13 protein-coding genes and 2 pseudogenes are annotated in these 16,300 nt (G+C 39.0%); 8 read left to right on the forward strand and 7 right to left on the reverse strand.

Annotated features, from left to right (window positions below; genetic code table 11):
* Window positions 1-231 precede the first annotated feature (231 nt).
* The gene (locus OLW01_RS15040) at window positions 232-1,140 is read right to left on the reverse strand and encodes a LysR family transcriptional regulator (protein WP_268076320.1); all 909 of its coding nucleotides are present in this window, start codon (window positions 1,138-1,140) and stop codon (window positions 232-234) included.
* A 153-nt stretch (window positions 1,141-1,293) separates the two neighbouring features.
* Between OLW01_RS15040 and OLW01_RS15045 the strand changes: the two genes are divergently transcribed.
* From OLW01_RS15045 to OLW01_RS15060, 4 genes are all read left to right on the forward strand, one after another.
* Window positions 1,294-2,271, forward strand: coding sequence for an LLM class oxidoreductase (locus OLW01_RS15045; RefSeq protein WP_268076321.1), 978 nt, complete (start codon window positions 1,294-1,296; stop codon window positions 2,269-2,271).
* A 4-nt stretch (window positions 2,272-2,275) separates the two neighbouring features.
* Complete coding sequence (locus OLW01_RS15050; RefSeq protein WP_268076323.1) at window positions 2,276-3,082, forward strand: SDR family NAD(P)-dependent oxidoreductase; 807 nt, start codon at window positions 2,276-2,278, stop codon at window positions 3,080-3,082.
* A 65-nt stretch (window positions 3,083-3,147) separates the two neighbouring features.
* Entirely contained in the window at window positions 3,148-4,134 is a 987-nt protein-coding gene (locus OLW01_RS15055; protein WP_268076325.1) for a zinc-dependent alcohol dehydrogenase family protein, read from the forward strand.
* A gap of 58 nt (window positions 4,135-4,192) precedes the next feature.
* Window positions 4,193-5,032 (forward strand): DUF4437 domain-containing protein, encoded by an 840-nt coding sequence (locus OLW01_RS15060; RefSeq protein WP_268076326.1) that lies wholly within the window; start codon window positions 4,193-4,195, stop codon window positions 5,030-5,032.
* A 176-nt stretch (window positions 5,033-5,208) separates the two neighbouring features.
* Here the strand turns inward: OLW01_RS15060 and OLW01_RS15065 are convergent.
* From OLW01_RS15065 to OLW01_RS15085, 5 genes and pseudogenes are all read right to left on the reverse strand, one after another.
* Window positions 5,209-5,427 (reverse strand): annotated as a pseudogene (locus tag OLW01_RS15065) (integrase core domain-containing protein); the annotation flags it as partial.
* Window positions 5,428-5,439: 12 nt separating this feature from the next.
* Window positions 5,440-5,769: pseudogene (locus OLW01_RS15070) on the reverse strand (alcohol dehydrogenase catalytic domain-containing protein); the annotation flags it as partial.
* A gap of 1 nt (window position 5,770) precedes the next feature.
* Window positions 5,771-6,589, reverse strand: coding sequence for a 2,5-didehydrogluconate reductase DkgB (gene dkgB, locus OLW01_RS15075; protein WP_268076327.1), 819 nt, complete (start codon window positions 6,587-6,589; stop codon window positions 5,771-5,773).
* 10 nt (window positions 6,590-6,599) lie between these two features.
* Window positions 6,600-7,514 (reverse strand): TIGR03571 family LLM class oxidoreductase, encoded by a 915-nt coding sequence (locus tag OLW01_RS15080; RefSeq protein WP_268076329.1) that lies wholly within the window; start codon window positions 7,512-7,514, stop codon window positions 6,600-6,602.
* A gap of 36 nt (window positions 7,515-7,550) precedes the next feature.
* Window positions 7,551-8,732, reverse strand: coding sequence for an MFS transporter (locus tag OLW01_RS15085; RefSeq protein WP_268076331.1), 1,182 nt, complete (start codon window positions 8,730-8,732; stop codon window positions 7,551-7,553).
* Between the two features lie 177 nt (window positions 8,733-8,909).
* Between OLW01_RS15085 and OLW01_RS15090 the strand changes: the two genes are divergently transcribed.
* The gene (locus OLW01_RS15090) at window positions 8,910-9,797 is read left to right on the forward strand and encodes a LysR family transcriptional regulator (protein WP_268076332.1); all 888 of its coding nucleotides are present in this window, start codon (window positions 8,910-8,912) and stop codon (window positions 9,795-9,797) included.
* Between the two features lie 223 nt (window positions 9,798-10,020).
* On the opposite strand, the gene ccoG is transcribed toward OLW01_RS15090, so the two are convergent.
* Window positions 10,021-11,376 (reverse strand): cytochrome c oxidase accessory protein CcoG, encoded by a 1,356-nt coding sequence (gene ccoG, locus OLW01_RS15095; protein WP_268076334.1) that lies wholly within the window; start codon window positions 11,374-11,376, stop codon window positions 10,021-10,023.
* A gap of 141 nt (window positions 11,377-11,517) precedes the next feature.
* Here ccoG and OLW01_RS15100 point away from each other — a divergent pair, with 141 nt between their 5' ends.
* The 3 genes from OLW01_RS15100 to ctaD all read left to right on the forward strand — a co-directional run bounded on the left by OLW01_RS15100 (window position 11,518) and on the right by ctaD (window position 16,296).
* Window positions 11,518-12,927 (forward strand): aminotransferase-like domain-containing protein, encoded by a 1,410-nt coding sequence (locus tag OLW01_RS15100; protein WP_268076336.1) that lies wholly within the window; start codon window positions 11,518-11,520, stop codon window positions 12,925-12,927.
* A 345-nt stretch (window positions 12,928-13,272) separates the two neighbouring features.
* Entirely contained in the window at window positions 13,273-14,292 is a 1,020-nt protein-coding gene (gene coxB / locus OLW01_RS15105; protein WP_268076338.1) for a cytochrome c oxidase subunit II, read from the forward strand.
* 63 nt (window positions 14,293-14,355) lie between these two features.
* Complete coding sequence (gene ctaD / locus OLW01_RS15110) at window positions 14,356-16,296, forward strand: cytochrome c oxidase subunit I (RefSeq protein WP_268076339.1); 1,941 nt, start codon at window positions 14,356-14,358, stop codon at window positions 16,294-16,296.
* Window positions 16,297-16,300: the final 4 nt, after the last annotated feature.

The following is a 16,300-nucleotide window of genomic DNA, read 5'->3' on the forward strand; positions in this document are numbered from 1 at the left end:
CCTAACGAAGTCTGTTTGCGAACATCTGGTTTTAAAGTTTTGTATTAGGTTAAAGAGAAAACTAATCCAAATATGTTTTGGTGTTTTAAAGCCTGGGACAATCTATCAAAGAAGAACGGCTCAAGATTAAATTTGTACTAGGTTGAATAACATGGTTTCTATAAACGCTTCATCCAATCACTCCGCTGACAAACAGACAAAGCTGATTAAACTCATTATTTTGCTAGATTATTACAATTCCCAAATAGGTGGTGAACCGATCTTTTCAACTAAATAATCAATAAATACTCTCACCTTGGCTGTTAAAACATTAGACTTAGGGTACACCAACCAAATCGCCGCCTGATCATCTATTTTATATTCAGGTAAAATTTGCACTAAGCTCCCTTCCTTTAACTCAGTGTAAACATTCCAAATTGAACTCATACATATACCCACTCCTGCTTTTGCTGCAATGCGCATACTAGAACCATCATCACATACAACCCTGGGTTTACTGCTTGTGGGAGGGAATGCGTATAAGCTTTTATCAGTTTTAGAAAATAGCTTTCGTGCTTTGGAATTAATAAACACTAATAGTTGATGCTTTTTAAGGTCATCAGGTTTATTAGGCATACCATATTTTTTTATATATTTAGGCGATGCACACAAAATGCGTGTGTCGTTAGCCAATTTTCTGCCTATTAAGCTGCTATCTTCAGCAGTATAGTTGCGTAGTGCTAAGTCAAAACCACCATCAATTAAATTAACTTGTGTATCCGTTAACTTTAACTCAACGTCAATTTCAGGATATCGTTCAAGAAACTCTGGCAATATTGGCGCGATAAAAAGTTGTGCAAACGTGCTAGATGCCGCAAACCTTAATGTACCACTCACCGTCGCTTTACCTCGTCCAAGTGCTGCTAGGGCCGCATCCTCTTGAGCAATAATTTCTTTAGCATAAGGTAAAAATTCAATCCCTTCGATAGATAAAGCCATATTTCTCGTTGAACGGTGAAAAAGATCGGCACCTAACTGAATTTCTAATTTAGATAAACGAGCGCTGGCCACTGAAGGGCCTATACCTAGCCTTTTGCCGGCCGCTGTAATATTGAGCATTTCAGCCGCCAATACAAACAGGCGAATACCGCTTGTATCCATTAGTTACCTCTTTAATTATATTTAAAAACCGAATTCTGATTCCTTTTATACATTGTTTATTCGTTAATTCAATAAAGATATGATTTAACCATCAAATTAACTCGATCAACACGCAGCACTAATAACCCGATAAAAATGCGGTAGGAAGAATAAATGTTAAAACAGCAAAGTCTCGACACACAATTAGCTTTTCCTCAATTAAATGCTGGCTTTAATCACGTATTTAAGCCAGGAAAATTGTCTGTTGGCTTAGTTGTACCGATAGAGGAATACAGTTATAGCGCGGTTCCTGGTATGCATCAGCAACTTGAGAAAATAAAACTAGCTGAAACATTAGAATTTAGTTCAGTCTGGTTAAGAGATGTTCCTTTTAATGTACCTTCTTTTGGTGATGCTGGTCAGTTATTTGACCCGTTTGTCTATCTGGGCTTACTTGCCGGACAAACTAGCAAAATTGCACTAGGCGTGGCGAGTTTAATATTACCGCTTAGACACCCGGCGCATGTTGCGAAAGCAGCTGCATCGGTAGATGTAATTTCAGGAGGCAGGCTCATCCTTGGGGTGGCGAGCGGCGATCGGCCAGAAGAGTATCCGGCAATGAATATAAATTACCAAAACAGAGCTAAATTGTTCAGAGAAAGTTATGACTATATTCGAAAAATGGCTGAAACAGCACCAAGTATTGAAAATAAATTTGGTTATTTAAATAAACAATTAGATATGTTACCGAAGCCATTGAAAGATCGTTTACCGCTATTGATAACAGGGGCTTCTCAACAATCAGCAGATTGGCTTGCAGCAAATGGCGATGGATGGATAACCTACCCTAAACCACAGGCACATCAGCACCAATTTATTAAACAGCTACGTAAAAAAAACACTAGTGGGCTGACTAAACCCGTTATGGAACCGCTCTATATTGATATTGCTGAGGATCCTAATAGCGAACCTAAACCTATCCACTTAGGTTACCGGCTTGGTGTTAACAAATTGACGCAATATCTAAAAGCGAGGCAAGCAATTGGTGTTAACCATGTCGCGTTGAATCTTAGATTTAATCAGCAAGATATTGAAAAAACATTACATGAAATCGCTGAATATGTCTTGCCTGAATTTAACAAAGAGGATTAAACAAATGCGCAAAACAATTTTATTGACAGGTGCAACAGACGGAATAGGTTTGGAAACCGCTAAACGGCTAACCAAACTTGGCCATACCCTATTGTTGCATGGTCGGAATGAAACAAAACTGGCGCAAGCTAAGCAAAGCTTAATCACGTTAAACCAGCAAGCACAAATTGAAACCTATATCGCTGATTTATCGAATTTAGCTGAAGTGGCTAACTTGGCAGAATTGATAAAACAGCAACATAACAACATTGATGTCTTAATCAACAATGCGGGTATTTATACAACCCCTACGCCAATAACAAGCTCAGGTCATGACGTACGATTTGTCGTTAATACCTTAGCGCCTTACGTGTTAACTGAGCGATTATTGCCTTTATTTAATAATACAGGCCGCGTTATTAATTTGTCTTCTGCAGCGCAAGCAAGTGTTAATTTGGATGCATTAACTGGCGAGCAAAAATTAACAGACAGCGCAGCCTATGCTCAAAGCAAGCTGGCGATAACGATGTGGACTTTTTATCTTGCTCAACAACAAGAGAGTCGTTTTCCAACTTTTATTGCTGTGAACCCTGCATCATTTTTAGGCAGTAAAATGGTGAAGCAAGCTTATGGTATGGCGGGCAAAGACATTTCAATTGGCGCTGAAGTTTTGGAACGCGCAGCACTCAGTGAAACCTTTAAAGGCATCACCGGAAAATATTTTGATAACGACGTAAGTGATTGGGTCAGACCACATCCGGATGCCCTGAATCAAGAAAAGAACCAAGCATTAATCAATGTTTTACAGCAGATAACACAACAGGTTATCTAACTAAGTAATAAACAAATAACAAGCGTGCTTGTTAAACACGACACTAACCAATATTGGAGAATAATATGAAAGCAATGATCGTTAATACCTTTGGTGGGCCTGAAGTATTTGAATCAACAGAAATAGCCAAACCAAGTGTAAAAACAAACCACGTACTCGTAAAAATAGCAGCGACCAGCGTTAATACAGTTGACACCATGATCCGCTCTATGGGGTCAGAATTACCTTTATCTCCAGCAGCACCCGCGTTGTTAGGAATGGATTTCGCTGGAACTATAGAAGAAGTTGGAGAAGGTGTAACAGAATATAAAGTAGGTGATGAAGTATACGGTTGTGCTGGCGGTTTGGCCGATTTGCCGGGTACATTAACTGAGTATATTGTCGCCGATACAAACTTACTTGCCTTAAAACCAAACAATTTATCTATGCGTGAAGCAGCCGCGTTACCACTAGTTGGTATCACTGCTTATGAGGGACTACAACGCGCAAATATAAAATCAGGACAAAAAGTATTAGTCCATGGCGGCTCAGGTGGAGTTGGTCATGTTGCAATACAATTAGCGCGTCATTTTGGAGCCGACGTATTTTCAACAGGTGGCGGTGAGCCACAAGCAAAATTGATTGAAAAACTAGGTGCAACTTCTATTAATTACCGTACAGAATCGGTTGAAGATTATGTACAAAAACACACCGACGGCACTGGTTTTGATATCGTATTTGATTCAGTTGGCGGCGAAAACATGACTAACTCTTTTATTGCTGCAGCTTTAAATGGGCATGTTGCTTCAACTGTATCTATGGTTGAACTTGATTTAACCATGGCTCATTTTAAAGGACTCTCACTACACGTTGTATTTATGCTTATCCCTATGTTGCATAATTATAAACGTGAAGAGCATGCACATATTTTAAAAGCTTTGGCTAAAATTGCAGAAGCTGGAGAATTAACCCCTGTCTTGGATGAAACCTCGTATACGCTCGCTGACATTAGTCTCGCGCATGAGAGATTAGGCAGCGGTCAAGCAATGGGTAAAGTTGTGGTAACGATATAATCAGCTATTAATTTATTCAAGGGGGCGCGCTCCCTTGAACACTTTGAAGGAAACACTTATGTTCAATTTTCAAAAACTAATTCCAAGTATTATATTACTGACTTCCTGTTCTTCTTTCTTTGCTTTTTCAGCAAACCAAAACCATCAATCAGAAGTGGTTACAGCAGAAGAAGTTAATTGGGGTTATTTAAACCCTTTAAGAGGTGATAAAAGCCCGGGTGCAGCCGATTTATGGGGCGATCGTTCAAAAGATGTTGCGACTGGTATGTTGGTGAGATTTAAAAAAGGTTTTTCGTCACCACCTCATATACACAATATTTCATACCGCGGTATTGTTATAAAAGGAGCAATGCATAATGACGATCCTACGGCCGAGCATATGTGGTTGCCAACCGCATCATATTGGACTCAGCCAGCCGGTGAAGATCACATAACAGCTGCTAATGAGCAATCGAACATGATTTATCTGGAAATAGATAGCGGCCCGTATTTAGTTAAACCATCTGATCAGCATTTTGATAATGGCGAGCGCCCAGTCAATATTCACGCAACAAACTTAGTTTGGTTAAATTCGCAAGATTCGGCTCTTATTGATGGTAACAATTTACAAGTTAGTTATTTGTGGAAAAAATCTGGTTCTGCGCCATTAGAAGGTTTAATGATCAAAGTAGCAGCTGGCGCAAAACTTACAATTAACAGCGATAGTAAAGAATTTAGAGCGGTTGTTATTCAAGGGCGTGGGCAGTATCAATCTGATGAATTAACGACGGCTGCAAGCCTCAATCCAGGTAGTTATTTTAGTTCAACTGGGCAATTTACTCATCAGTTAACGACACTTGAACCAACTACTATTTATATTCGCAGCAACGGTAAACTTAAAGCTTTTACGAAACCTTAGAGATAACCGCATCTTTAATTAATTATTTAAGTACGTGTTTAAGCCTAACTAAACCTTAAAATTATCCGTATTTAAGGTTTAGGGCTTATTTTTTATAAATATGAATATGTCTTTATTAAAGAGGCTTTATAAATATCAGCCAAATGCTGTAATGGTCAACTTTTGCTGTAGAAATTCTAAGCGGCATTTTTCATTTCAATATACTGTTGGTGTGGCGTCATATAACCCAGTGCAGAATGCCTTCTTTTGTAATTATAAAATGCAATGTATTTTACAACTTCACACACAACAGATTCATGGTTAATAAAACTAATATTATTTAATCGTTCAGTTTTTAAACTTCTAAAAAATCTTTCCATCACCGCATTGTCTAAACAATTTCCACGTGTGCTCATCGGAAGTGTCATAATGCGGCTAAATTTCAGCACTGTATATGATGAAAAGCTACCGTATTTAGTTAATGATTGGTGATAACACACACGTTTACCCAGCATATCCGACGGAACTTGTGAGCCAGCTTTAATAACAATTCCAGCACCATCAACGCCTGGAATATATCCGGCTTGCCAATCTAACGGGTTATTGTCTATAAACTTCCAGTCAACGGGATTAATAGATGCGACTTTATTCAAAACAATTATTTCATCCGGTTCAATGATTTGAGGTGGCTTCACTTTAGAAAGAAGCAGCGGACGAGCTGCTTCTGTAAATTGCCACGCCAGTTGGCAACTTTTCATATTAAATATCCCATTGCGGTGAAAAGTCCGGGTTGGCTTGACGTTCTTTTCTATCAAGCTTGTTGATAGCGTTGAGCTCTTCTGAACTCAGTTTTAATGATTGACCGGCTAAATTTGTTAAAAGATTGGAACGTTTAGTTGAAGAAGGTATGGTTGATAATCCATTTGATAACGACCATGCAATAACTACTTCTGCTGGTGTACATCCTTTATTATTAGCAATATCAACAATTGTTTTATCTTTTAGAACTTTACCTACCGCAAATGGCATATACCCTGTTGTATGGATATTTTGGGCCTCACAATATGCTCGCAATTTTTCGTTCGTTAGATAAGGATGAACTTCTACTTGGTTTGTAAATATCTGTGAAGCTGGTAACGTTTTTAGAGCTTCTTCCATTAACGCTATTGTAAAATTAGATACCCCAATATGCTTAGCCAATTTTTCATTTTTTGCCTTAGCTAACTCTGTCAAATACACTTTCATTGGTTCGTTGTTCTCTGGTGCTGGCCAATGAATAAGCAGTAAATCAAGATAATCTGTTTGAAGTTTTTTCAAACTCTCACGAACACTTTTTTGAAAAGAATGAGGGTTTAAATTTGAGTTCCAAACTTTTGTGGTAATAAAAAGTTCACTTCGTTTAACCCCGCTATCAGCAATTGCTTGACCAACTTCAGCTTCATTACCGTAAATTTGCGCGGTATCTATATGTCTATAACCAAGCTCTAATGCCATTTTTACTGAATTATAAGCAACATCGCCCTCTAATCGAAAAGTGCCCATCCCCAAAACGGGCATTTCATTATTTATTAATATCATTTGGATTCCTTTATTTATGAAAAATAGGTAGAACTAACTCGGAAATTGCTCGCATAGTTTCTTCAATTGGTGCTTCATTTCTTCGAAGGTGTAAACCGATATGATCAACACCAACTGCTTTCATTGCTTTTAATTCATCAATTAAGCCGTTAATTCCTGACTTTATACCAAAACGGTGGCGCTCAATGGGTGCTTCAGCTTCTGGTAATAGGTTTAGGTGAATAAAGCTTACATAAGGTTTTTCTCCAGCGACTTGACGCCATAGTGCAACTCGTTTTTTATGGTCAGCTGGTGTGCCCGGATAAGCTAACCAGCCATCTACATTTTCGCCCACCCACTGTGGCGACTGCTGGGCAAGTCCTGCTACATAAATAGGATAACGAGAAACTTCAGGGAGGATCTTTTGCCCTGCGTTAAGTTGCGCTTGCGATTGATCTTTTAATATTTTAACAGCGTCACGAAACAGTTGGCCTCTAGCATCGTAATCAACACCAAACAGGGGATATTCAGAGGGTCTATCACCACTCGCAACCCCTAGAATTAGTCTATTGTCACTTAAAGAAGCAATCGTGTTTGCCGATTTTTTTACTAACCAAGGTTGCCTTAGTGGCAACACAATTGCTGCAGTTCCTAACAATATATTTTTAGTTAAGCCTGATAGATAACCTAGGTATGAAAAAGCCTCAAACACTTGTGCAGCGTCACCAAAGTTAGGGTCATAAAGCGGAACATCCCGTACCCATGCAGTACTAAAACCCAATTGATCTGCCAACATAATTCGTTCTTTGTGCAAGCTAATATCCGGTACGCCAAAAGGTCTGTTTTCTGTAATTCTTTTGGCTTGACCTTCTTTACTCCAATCTGAATCTAGTGGTAATTCCACACCAACTGAAAATCCAATTTGCTTTAATTTATCCAGGTTCATAAGTTATTTCATTGGGGATTGCTCCCCAATTCTCCATTAAGCGAGTTTAGCTTGGGCTTGGTCACGTGAATCAAGAAACCCTGAAATTCTGGTCAAGATAATTGCAAATACAACAATTAAAGCGCCTACCCAAGGTGTATCTATAAGCGCCATATCTTCGACAATAACACCACCAACAATAGAGCCAATTGCGATACCTACGTTGAAAGCCGCTATATTTAGTCCTGAAGCAACATCAACCGCGTTTGGAGTATACTTCTCAGCTAATTGAACAACATAAACTTGCAACCCTGGTACGTTACCAAATGCGAATGCTCCCCAAACCAGTACCGTAAGCACGGCACCAATTTGGTTGCCAGCAGTAAAAGTGAAAGCAAATAAAACGATTGCTAGTGCAGTGAAAATAATATTCAGTGCTTTTACGGGTCCCATTTTGTCTGCAAGTTTACCGCCCCAGATATTGCCGATGGCAACTGACACACCATAAACCAGCATGATTAAACCAATAGAGCTTGACGCGAAACCAGACACCTGCTCAAGGATGGGTGCAAGATAAGTAAAGGTAACAAAAGTACCGCCATACCCCACAGCTGTCATCGCGTAAACTAATAAAAGACGAGGCTGAGTCAGTACTTTTAACTGTTCAGAAATCTTAGCGGGTGCTGATTGTTTCAAATTTGAAGGCACTAAAATCGCACTTCCGATTAGGGCTGCGAAACCTAAAATTGATACAATTAAAAAGGTCGCTCTCCAACCAAGCTCCTGCCCTATCCATGTGCCTAATGGAACCCCTGTTACCAAAGCAACTGTTAACCCAGTGAACATAATAGCAATTGCACTTGCCTCTTTTTCTTTAGAAACCAAGCTTGTAGCAATGGTTGAGCCTATTGAAAAGAAAACACCATGTGCCAAGCCAGTTAATATCCTAGCAATAATAAGTGTTTCATAACTTGGCGCTTGCCAAGCCAAAAGATTACCTAAGACAAAAAGCCCCATTAAGGTTAAAAGTACAGATTTACGATTCCAACGACCGGTTAAAGCCGTAAGTACAGGTGCACCGATGGCAACACCCAGTGCGTATAAACTAACCAAAAGGCCAGCTGATGGTAGCGAAACCCCTAAATCTGCAGCAATAGTTGGTACTAAACCGACAATTACAAATTCAGTGGTTCCAATAGCGAAAGCGCTTAAAGTGAGCGCGAGTAATGCTAAGGGCATGTTCAAAATCCTCAAATGATTAAATGATTAAAGTTGAATCATTTTCAACAAAAAAACGGGATACAGAAACAGCAAAAATAGCAAAACAATTTTGTTAAAAGTGTAATAATTAAAATAGGATATCAGATTGCTTTTGTAATAAACTGAGCTTTACAAAAATTGTAGGAATCGAGTTTTATGGGTGTAAAATCAAAAACAGAAGATCTAGAAAACTTTATCACGGTTGTTGAATCTGGCAGTTTTACCGGAGCGGCCAACTTACAAAATACCCAAGTTGCTAAAATTTCTCGTTCAGTGGCCCGGCTTGAAAAAGAGTTAGACGTCACTTTATTAAATAGAAGCACCCGAAGAATTGAATTAACTGAAGAAGGCCATCTTTTTCTTAAATATGCGAAAGAAGGATTAAGTTCTCTAAATCGAGGTGAAGAAGCGCTAAATGATCTTAGAGGCTGCCCCAAAGGTAAATTAAGAGTAGATGCTGCCAGCCCGTTTCTTATTCATCAAATAATTCCATATATAGAAGATTTCCAAATTACATTCCCTGATATTCAACTTGATCTCATTTCCAATGAAAATATTGTTGATTTAATCGAAAAGAAAACTGACGTTGCTATTCGTATAGGCAAGCTGGCTGATTCTAATCTTTACGCTAAAAATTTAGGAAACAGCAAGCTTCATCTAGTCGCCAGTCCTCGTTATCTCGCCAAATTTAATGCACCTCAATCGCCTTTAGAGCTAAAGAAACACAAACTAATAGGATTTACAGATTCACCAAAACTCAATAATTGGTATCTAAAAGAAAACGTAGAAATCAAACCGTATTTAACTGCAAGTAATGGCGAAGCCCTAAGGCAGCTAGCATTAAATGGTAACGGTATCGCGTTGCTATCGAACTTTATGATCAAAAAAGATTTAGCCAATAAAAGCCTTATTGAAATATTGCCTGAAATGGTTATTTCACCTAATCCACGGGAAGAAGTTCACGCTGTTTATTACAAAAACTCTGCCGTATCGTCGAGAATTGCCGCATTTATTGATTTTTTTTCAAAAAGATTTACTTTATAAAAAACAGCTATTTTTGTACATTTTCAAGGTTACTAGATTAATTATTAAAAATAATAAAGCAATTTGTATTATTGCAGGTGTGCACGCGCATAACGACCAGCTGCCACAAAATTGATTAAACAACTTAAGCTTAGCTTCTCGCTGTTTAATCAATTTTAACAACGCGTCCAATCAAACTTGCTAATTGGGCTCATTCAACTGTGATGGCAACATAATTACCACCTCATTGCTTGGGTGTGTAAAATTGTGTATAGACGGTTTCAATTTTTTGATTTGATAAATCGGTTATTTGTATCGCTATTTTCTTTCTCCCAACACGTTTATTTGTGACTATTGAAACCACTTGAATCGCAGAATGACCACTTGGTAGATTAATGACAGATGGGTCATTAAGTACAAATTCAGAGTTAGCTGGTAATGAAATAGCAAAACTTTTAGCTTGTTGCGATTTGTTCAACAATTTAATTGTGTATGTATTTTCAACTTCACCCGAATAGTTAACCCGATATAGCGCATTGCGGTCTCTACTTACATCTATTTCAAAATCATTGCGATAAATCCCCCAAAAGATAAGCATAAGCAAAGTAATAAAAGTAACTGCGCCATAGCTTAAATGTTGCTTCCAGCGATTAGGTGACGTTACCAAACTACTATACTTAATTAACCCATTGGCATAGTTAAACTTGCCCATAACTGAATCGCATGCATCTACACAAAGACCACAATTAATGCATTCGTATTGAAGGCCATTTCGTATATCAATACCTACAGGGCAAACGTCAACGCATAGGTTACAATCAACACAATCACCTAGTCCATCAGGTTTTATTTGGTTACGTTTACGAAGACCGCGGCTTTCTCCTCGTGCAGCGTTGTAAGTAACTAGCTTAGTGGCTTTATCAAACAGCACTGCCTGAAAACGCGCGTATGGGCACATATGTAGGCACATTTTGTCCTTTACCCAACCGGCATTAATATAAGTACAAGCGGTAAAAAATAAAATCCAGTTTTGCACCAAAAAGTAATCATCAAAGTTAAATAAGTTTGAGTAAAGGACATCGACCGGTACAAAGTAAGACATAAAAGTACAAGCCGTTAAAAAAGCAACAAGTAACCAAATACCATGTTTCGCCCCTTTTTTTATTACTTTTTCAATGCTTAGCTCAGCTTTATCTAACGCTTTACTGTGATGATGACTACCTTCAATTCGTTTTTCAACCCAACTAAAGATAAGCATCCAAATAGTTTGTGGACAGGTGTAACCACACCAAACTCGGCCATACAAACGAGTGACATAAAATAGAACGAACGCAGCTAAAATAAATAAAATGCCCACAATCAATAAATCTTGTGGGTAGAGGGTAATTGAAAAAAAATGTATCTTTTGGGCGGTAACATCAATGTTAAAAGCTGCATGAGATTGATAACGCACAAAAGGCAGCAATACAAAAATAAAAATAAGCGCTATTGATAATTTGCGCCTTATTGATTGAAAATATCCAAACTGCTCTCGAAAATATATTTTTTTCGGTTTGGTAGCCGTGGTCATTATAATTCGATTCGGTTCAGGTAAGCTCATTCGTTTCACTCTTTAGATGACAGTAAATTCATTTTATAGAGTGAATCTGCTATTGATATGTACAAAAAAATAAAAAATAATAGGGACAGATAAAATAATAACCAACCTAATAGATGTAAGCAGATAACGGTAATACCTAAAATGTCCCAGTTCTTATATGAATCTATCGCAGAACGACTGCGTAAAAATATTGAAAGCCAATTTTGGTCAATTGGGCATAAACTACCCTCTATTCGTACGCTTAGTAAAACTTATAACAGCTCAAAAATTTCTATCCAAACGGCTTTGCAAAAACTAGAAGCTGCCGGATTAATAGAAGCAAAATCACGCTCAGGTTATTATGTAAAAAAGCAAGATCAGCCCCATCAACCACAACACCAGCTTGAGATCACCCAACCTAAAAAAATTGAATTGCCCGACCTGTTTTACCAAATTATGCAAAAAAGTGCGGCTTTTGATATCTATCCCAGTGCCAAAATCCAGCCTACTGAGAATAATATTCTCACGTTAAATCGACATATAAACCGGGCTATGCGGCATCAAGCAAGCAGCAACGCCCTGTATTATTCTCCCCCTCAAGGCAATCTGGATTTAAGGCACAAAATTAGTCAACATTATTTAAGCCGCAAGCTCTACGTAAAGCCAGAACAAATATGTATTACTGCTGGTTGCCAAAATTCTTTATATTTAGCTTTAAGTACTAGTACTAAACCCGGTGATACCGTGGCAATAGAAAGCCCGGCATTTTATGGTGTACTACAAATATTGCAGCAACTAGATTTAAAAGTAATAGAAGTTCCCTCTTCAGCTACTCAGGGCATTCTGTTAGATAAATTAGAGTCAGCTGCCAAAAAATGGACATTAAAAGCATTAATTGTGACGCCAAATTTTAATACCCCAACAGGTTCATTAATGCCGGAAGCAAACAAGGTAAAATTGTGTGAGTTAGCAGAAAAGTTACAATTTAATATTATTGAGGACGATATTTACGGAGATTTAGGCTTTCACAGAGTGGTTATGCCGCTCAAAGCGTACGACAAATATAATAAAGTTATTTTATGTGGTTCGTTTTCAAAATCGTTATCGCGTGATTTAAGAATTGGCTGGATTTTTTCAGAAAACGATCTCAATAAAATAACCCATCTCAAAATGCTAACTCAATTATCTAATAGTGAATCAACCCAACAAGGATTAACCAGCTTTGTTGGTGAAGGCTTTTATCGAAAGCATCTTCTACAGTACAAACAAAGGCTATTAAATCAAAGAAATAAGCTAATTGAACTTATCAATCAACATTGGGATTTTCACTTCAAATACACCACACCTGAAGGTGGGCTCTGTTTATGGATAGAACTAAAAATTAACACGGATAGCGTTTCATTGTACAACCTAGCAATAGAGCATAATATCGTCTTAACGCCTGGAGCGCTGTTTTCAACAACACCTATATTTAACAAATACATCCGATTAAGTTACGCTCATGAGTTTCAAAAAGAGAGAGTTGAAGCACTAAAAAAGTTAGGCAAAATAATAAAGAGTCTCACCGTATAGCCAGGCTTTATATTCAAAAAATCTTAGCACCACGCCTCGACAACAAATTATCATATTTGAGCGAACATAAAGTAGAGTAAATATTTGGCAAGAAAAGTGCAGAAAACTAAAATAATTTTTACCGAAGTCACCTTAGCTTTGGAGAAAAATGTCACAGTATTTTAGCAATGACCGGCTATAAAGTGTTTTTAAGGTGTTTGGAATAAAAGAAAACTGTAATTCATAACTTGTAATTATTACAAAGAAATTCAGTAATTTTTACCCTGTTTTATCCAAATGCTTCAAACAATACCTCAGCTTTAAAACCCAGGATGATAAAGCCAGATGGAGATAGGTGAATTAAAAATGTCTTTTTGGAGCAAAGTTAGCAAAAATGCCTTTTACGTCGGCATGCTATTAATGCTCACGTTACCTTTGGCGTATGCGCAAAGTCAATCCGCAATCGAGCCCGCGAGCGATCAAGCTAAAGGAATCAGCTATATCTGGTGGAGTATGTTTTGGGTTGCTCTAGTGATATTTGTTGCTGTGATGCTTTTACTCGGCTGGGGCTTATGGAAAGGTAGATCTAAAAAACCGACGCAATTAAGCTATCTAGCCAGTCGTAATTTGGTCGTTATTGCCGGTGTAGCAATTCCTCTCATTACCGTTTTATGTTTAGTTGGCGGCAGCTTAATGTTGGGTCGTTCCTTGTCAGCGCAACCACCTGACGGTGCGCTAGAAGTTCGTATCACCGGTTGGATGTGGTGGTGGCAAATTGAGTATCTCGATGACAACAACAAGGTTATCGCAACCACCGCTAACGAACTGCACATACCAGTAAATCGTCCAATTAAACTCTACCTAGAAAGCGGCGATGTCATCCATAGTTTCTGGGTGCCACAACTGCACGGCAAAACGGATTTAATTCCTGGACGCACTAATTCTAGCTGGTTTGAGGCCAATGTCGCAGGTACTTTTCGAGGACAATGCGCCGAATTTTGCGGATTACAACATGCCCTTATGGGCTTTTTGGTGGTTGCTGAATCTAAAGCTGAGTTTCAGAGTTGGTTAAAAAACCAGCAATCCGAATCACAACAACCGAAAAATAGTGAAACCTTAGCGGGTCAGCAGGTGTTTTTTAAAACTGGTTGTCAGCAATGTCATACCATCCGTGGCACTGATGCGGCTGGCACGGCAGGGCCCGACTTAACCCACTTAGCGTCTAGAGAGTCAATCGCTGCAGTGACCAGAAAAAATAGCCGAGCACATTTAGGTGGCTGGATTGCTGACCCTAACGGCATTAAGCCCGGCGCTAAAATGCCATTGTCCCAGTTAAATGCTAAGCAGTTATCTAATTTGCTAGATTATTTACAAAGTCTAGATTAAGTGAGCGAAACAGCAGACAAAAACGCTAGTCAGTGATTAAAAACAAGAGAAAAGGACGTGAGCTTGAAAAACCAAATACCAACCGAACAAGCTATTTTTGACCATCAGCAGGGATCAGAGCCAATATTGGATAAAACTTGGTTATCTCCTACTGGATTCTTTGGTTGGTTCACCCATGTGAATCAACGGAAAATAGGTTTTCGTTTTGTTGTCACCTCATTAATTTTTTTCGCGTTAGGCGGACTATTAGCGCTACTGATGCGCTTACAGTTAGTACAACCTGAAAATACCTTGATGGGCGCTGAGTTTTACCATCAAATAATGACAATGCATGGAACTACTATGATGTTCTTTTTTGCAGTGCCAGCAATGGAGGGGCTCGGTATCTACTTAGTCCCCTTAATGCTCGGTACCAGAGATATGTCATTTCCTCGGCTGAATGCATTTGGTTACTACGTTTATTTGATAGCAGGTATCACTTTATATTTGGCTCTATTTTTAGGTATGGCCCCAGACACAGGTTGGTTTAGTTATGTTCCTTTGGCTGGCATTGAATTTTCGCCGGGAAAAGGGGTCAGTTTCTGGACAACCATGATCACTTTTATTGAGATTTCGGCTCTAACGGCAGCCGTGGAATTAATTGTGACTATTCTAAAACAACGAGCCCCAGGCATGACCTTGAATCGAATGCCTATTTTTGTCTGGTCGATACTTGTGATGTCATTCATGATCGTATTCGCTATGCCTACTGTGATGGTCGGTAGCGTTTTATTGGCTTTAGATCGTACTTTTGCAACTCAGTTTTTTGTTGCCGCTGGCGGCGGGGATCCTTTGTTGTGGCAACATCTTTTCTGGTTTTTTGGTCATCCTGAAGTTTATATTATAGTTGTCCCCGCGCTTGGGATTGTATCCACGATTATTTCCACGTTCTGTCAGCGTGAAATTTTTGGTTATACTGCGGTTGTACTCTCTATGGTTACCATTGGCTTTGTATCGTTTGGATTATGGGTACACCACATGTTTACCACTGGCTTACCACATTTAGGACTAAGCTTTTTTACCGCTGCCAGCGCCATGATCGCCATCCCTAGTGGTGTGCAAATATTTTGTTGGATCGCCACACTCTGGGGTTCAAAAGTGAGACTCAAAACGCCTATGCTATTCATCATGGGTTTTTTTGCAGTATTTGTAATTGGTGGATTAACAGGCGTAATGGCTGCTTCCATTCCATTCGATATGCAAGCCCATGATAGCTACTTTGTAGTGGCTCATTTGCATTACGTGCTAATCGGCGGCGCTGTGCTACCATTTTTTGCTGGTTTATATTACTGGTACCCTAAAATGACGGGAAAAATGCTCAGTGAACGTTTAGGGCAATGGAGTTTTTGGCTAATATTTGTAGGATTGAATTTAACCTTTTTTCCTATGCATCAATTGGGTCTAGATGGAATGCCTCGTCGGGTTTACACCTATTTACATAGTATGGGATGGGAAGACATCAATTTTTTTGTAACCTGTGCCGCTTTTTTAATGGCGTTTGGTTTTCTACTCACCTTTATTAATACGTTTATCAGTCCTCATAAATCGAAATCCGCAGGTAGTAACCCTTGGCAGGCAGATACGCTTGAGTGGTGGGCAGAATCGCCGCCACGAAATTACAATTTCCGACATCTACCCGTTGTAAACAGTCGCACGCCACTGTGGCAAAAAGCACCAATACATAAAGTGACAGGGATCCGTGCTGACCGCCGCGAGACATTAATTACAACCTTACTCGACGCAAAGGCCCAATCGGTTTGTATTATGCCTACCCCTACTTACTGGCCGTTTGTGCTTGCACTAACAGTGGGCTTTGGCTTTTTAGGTTTTATGTTTAAACCAATTTTGTTTGTAGTAGGTTTCTTTCTTAGTTTTTTTGCGATTTTGGGTTGGCTGTGGCCGTCACGTCCTTGGTTGGCAGAAAAGCCGCCTGAAGAGGGTCACCCTATTCGAGGTTTACAATAATGAG

This window comes from Catenovulum adriaticum, from assembly GCF_026725475.1.
GTDB lineage: Bacteria > Pseudomonadota > Gammaproteobacteria > Enterobacterales > Alteromonadaceae > Catenovulum > Catenovulum adriaticum.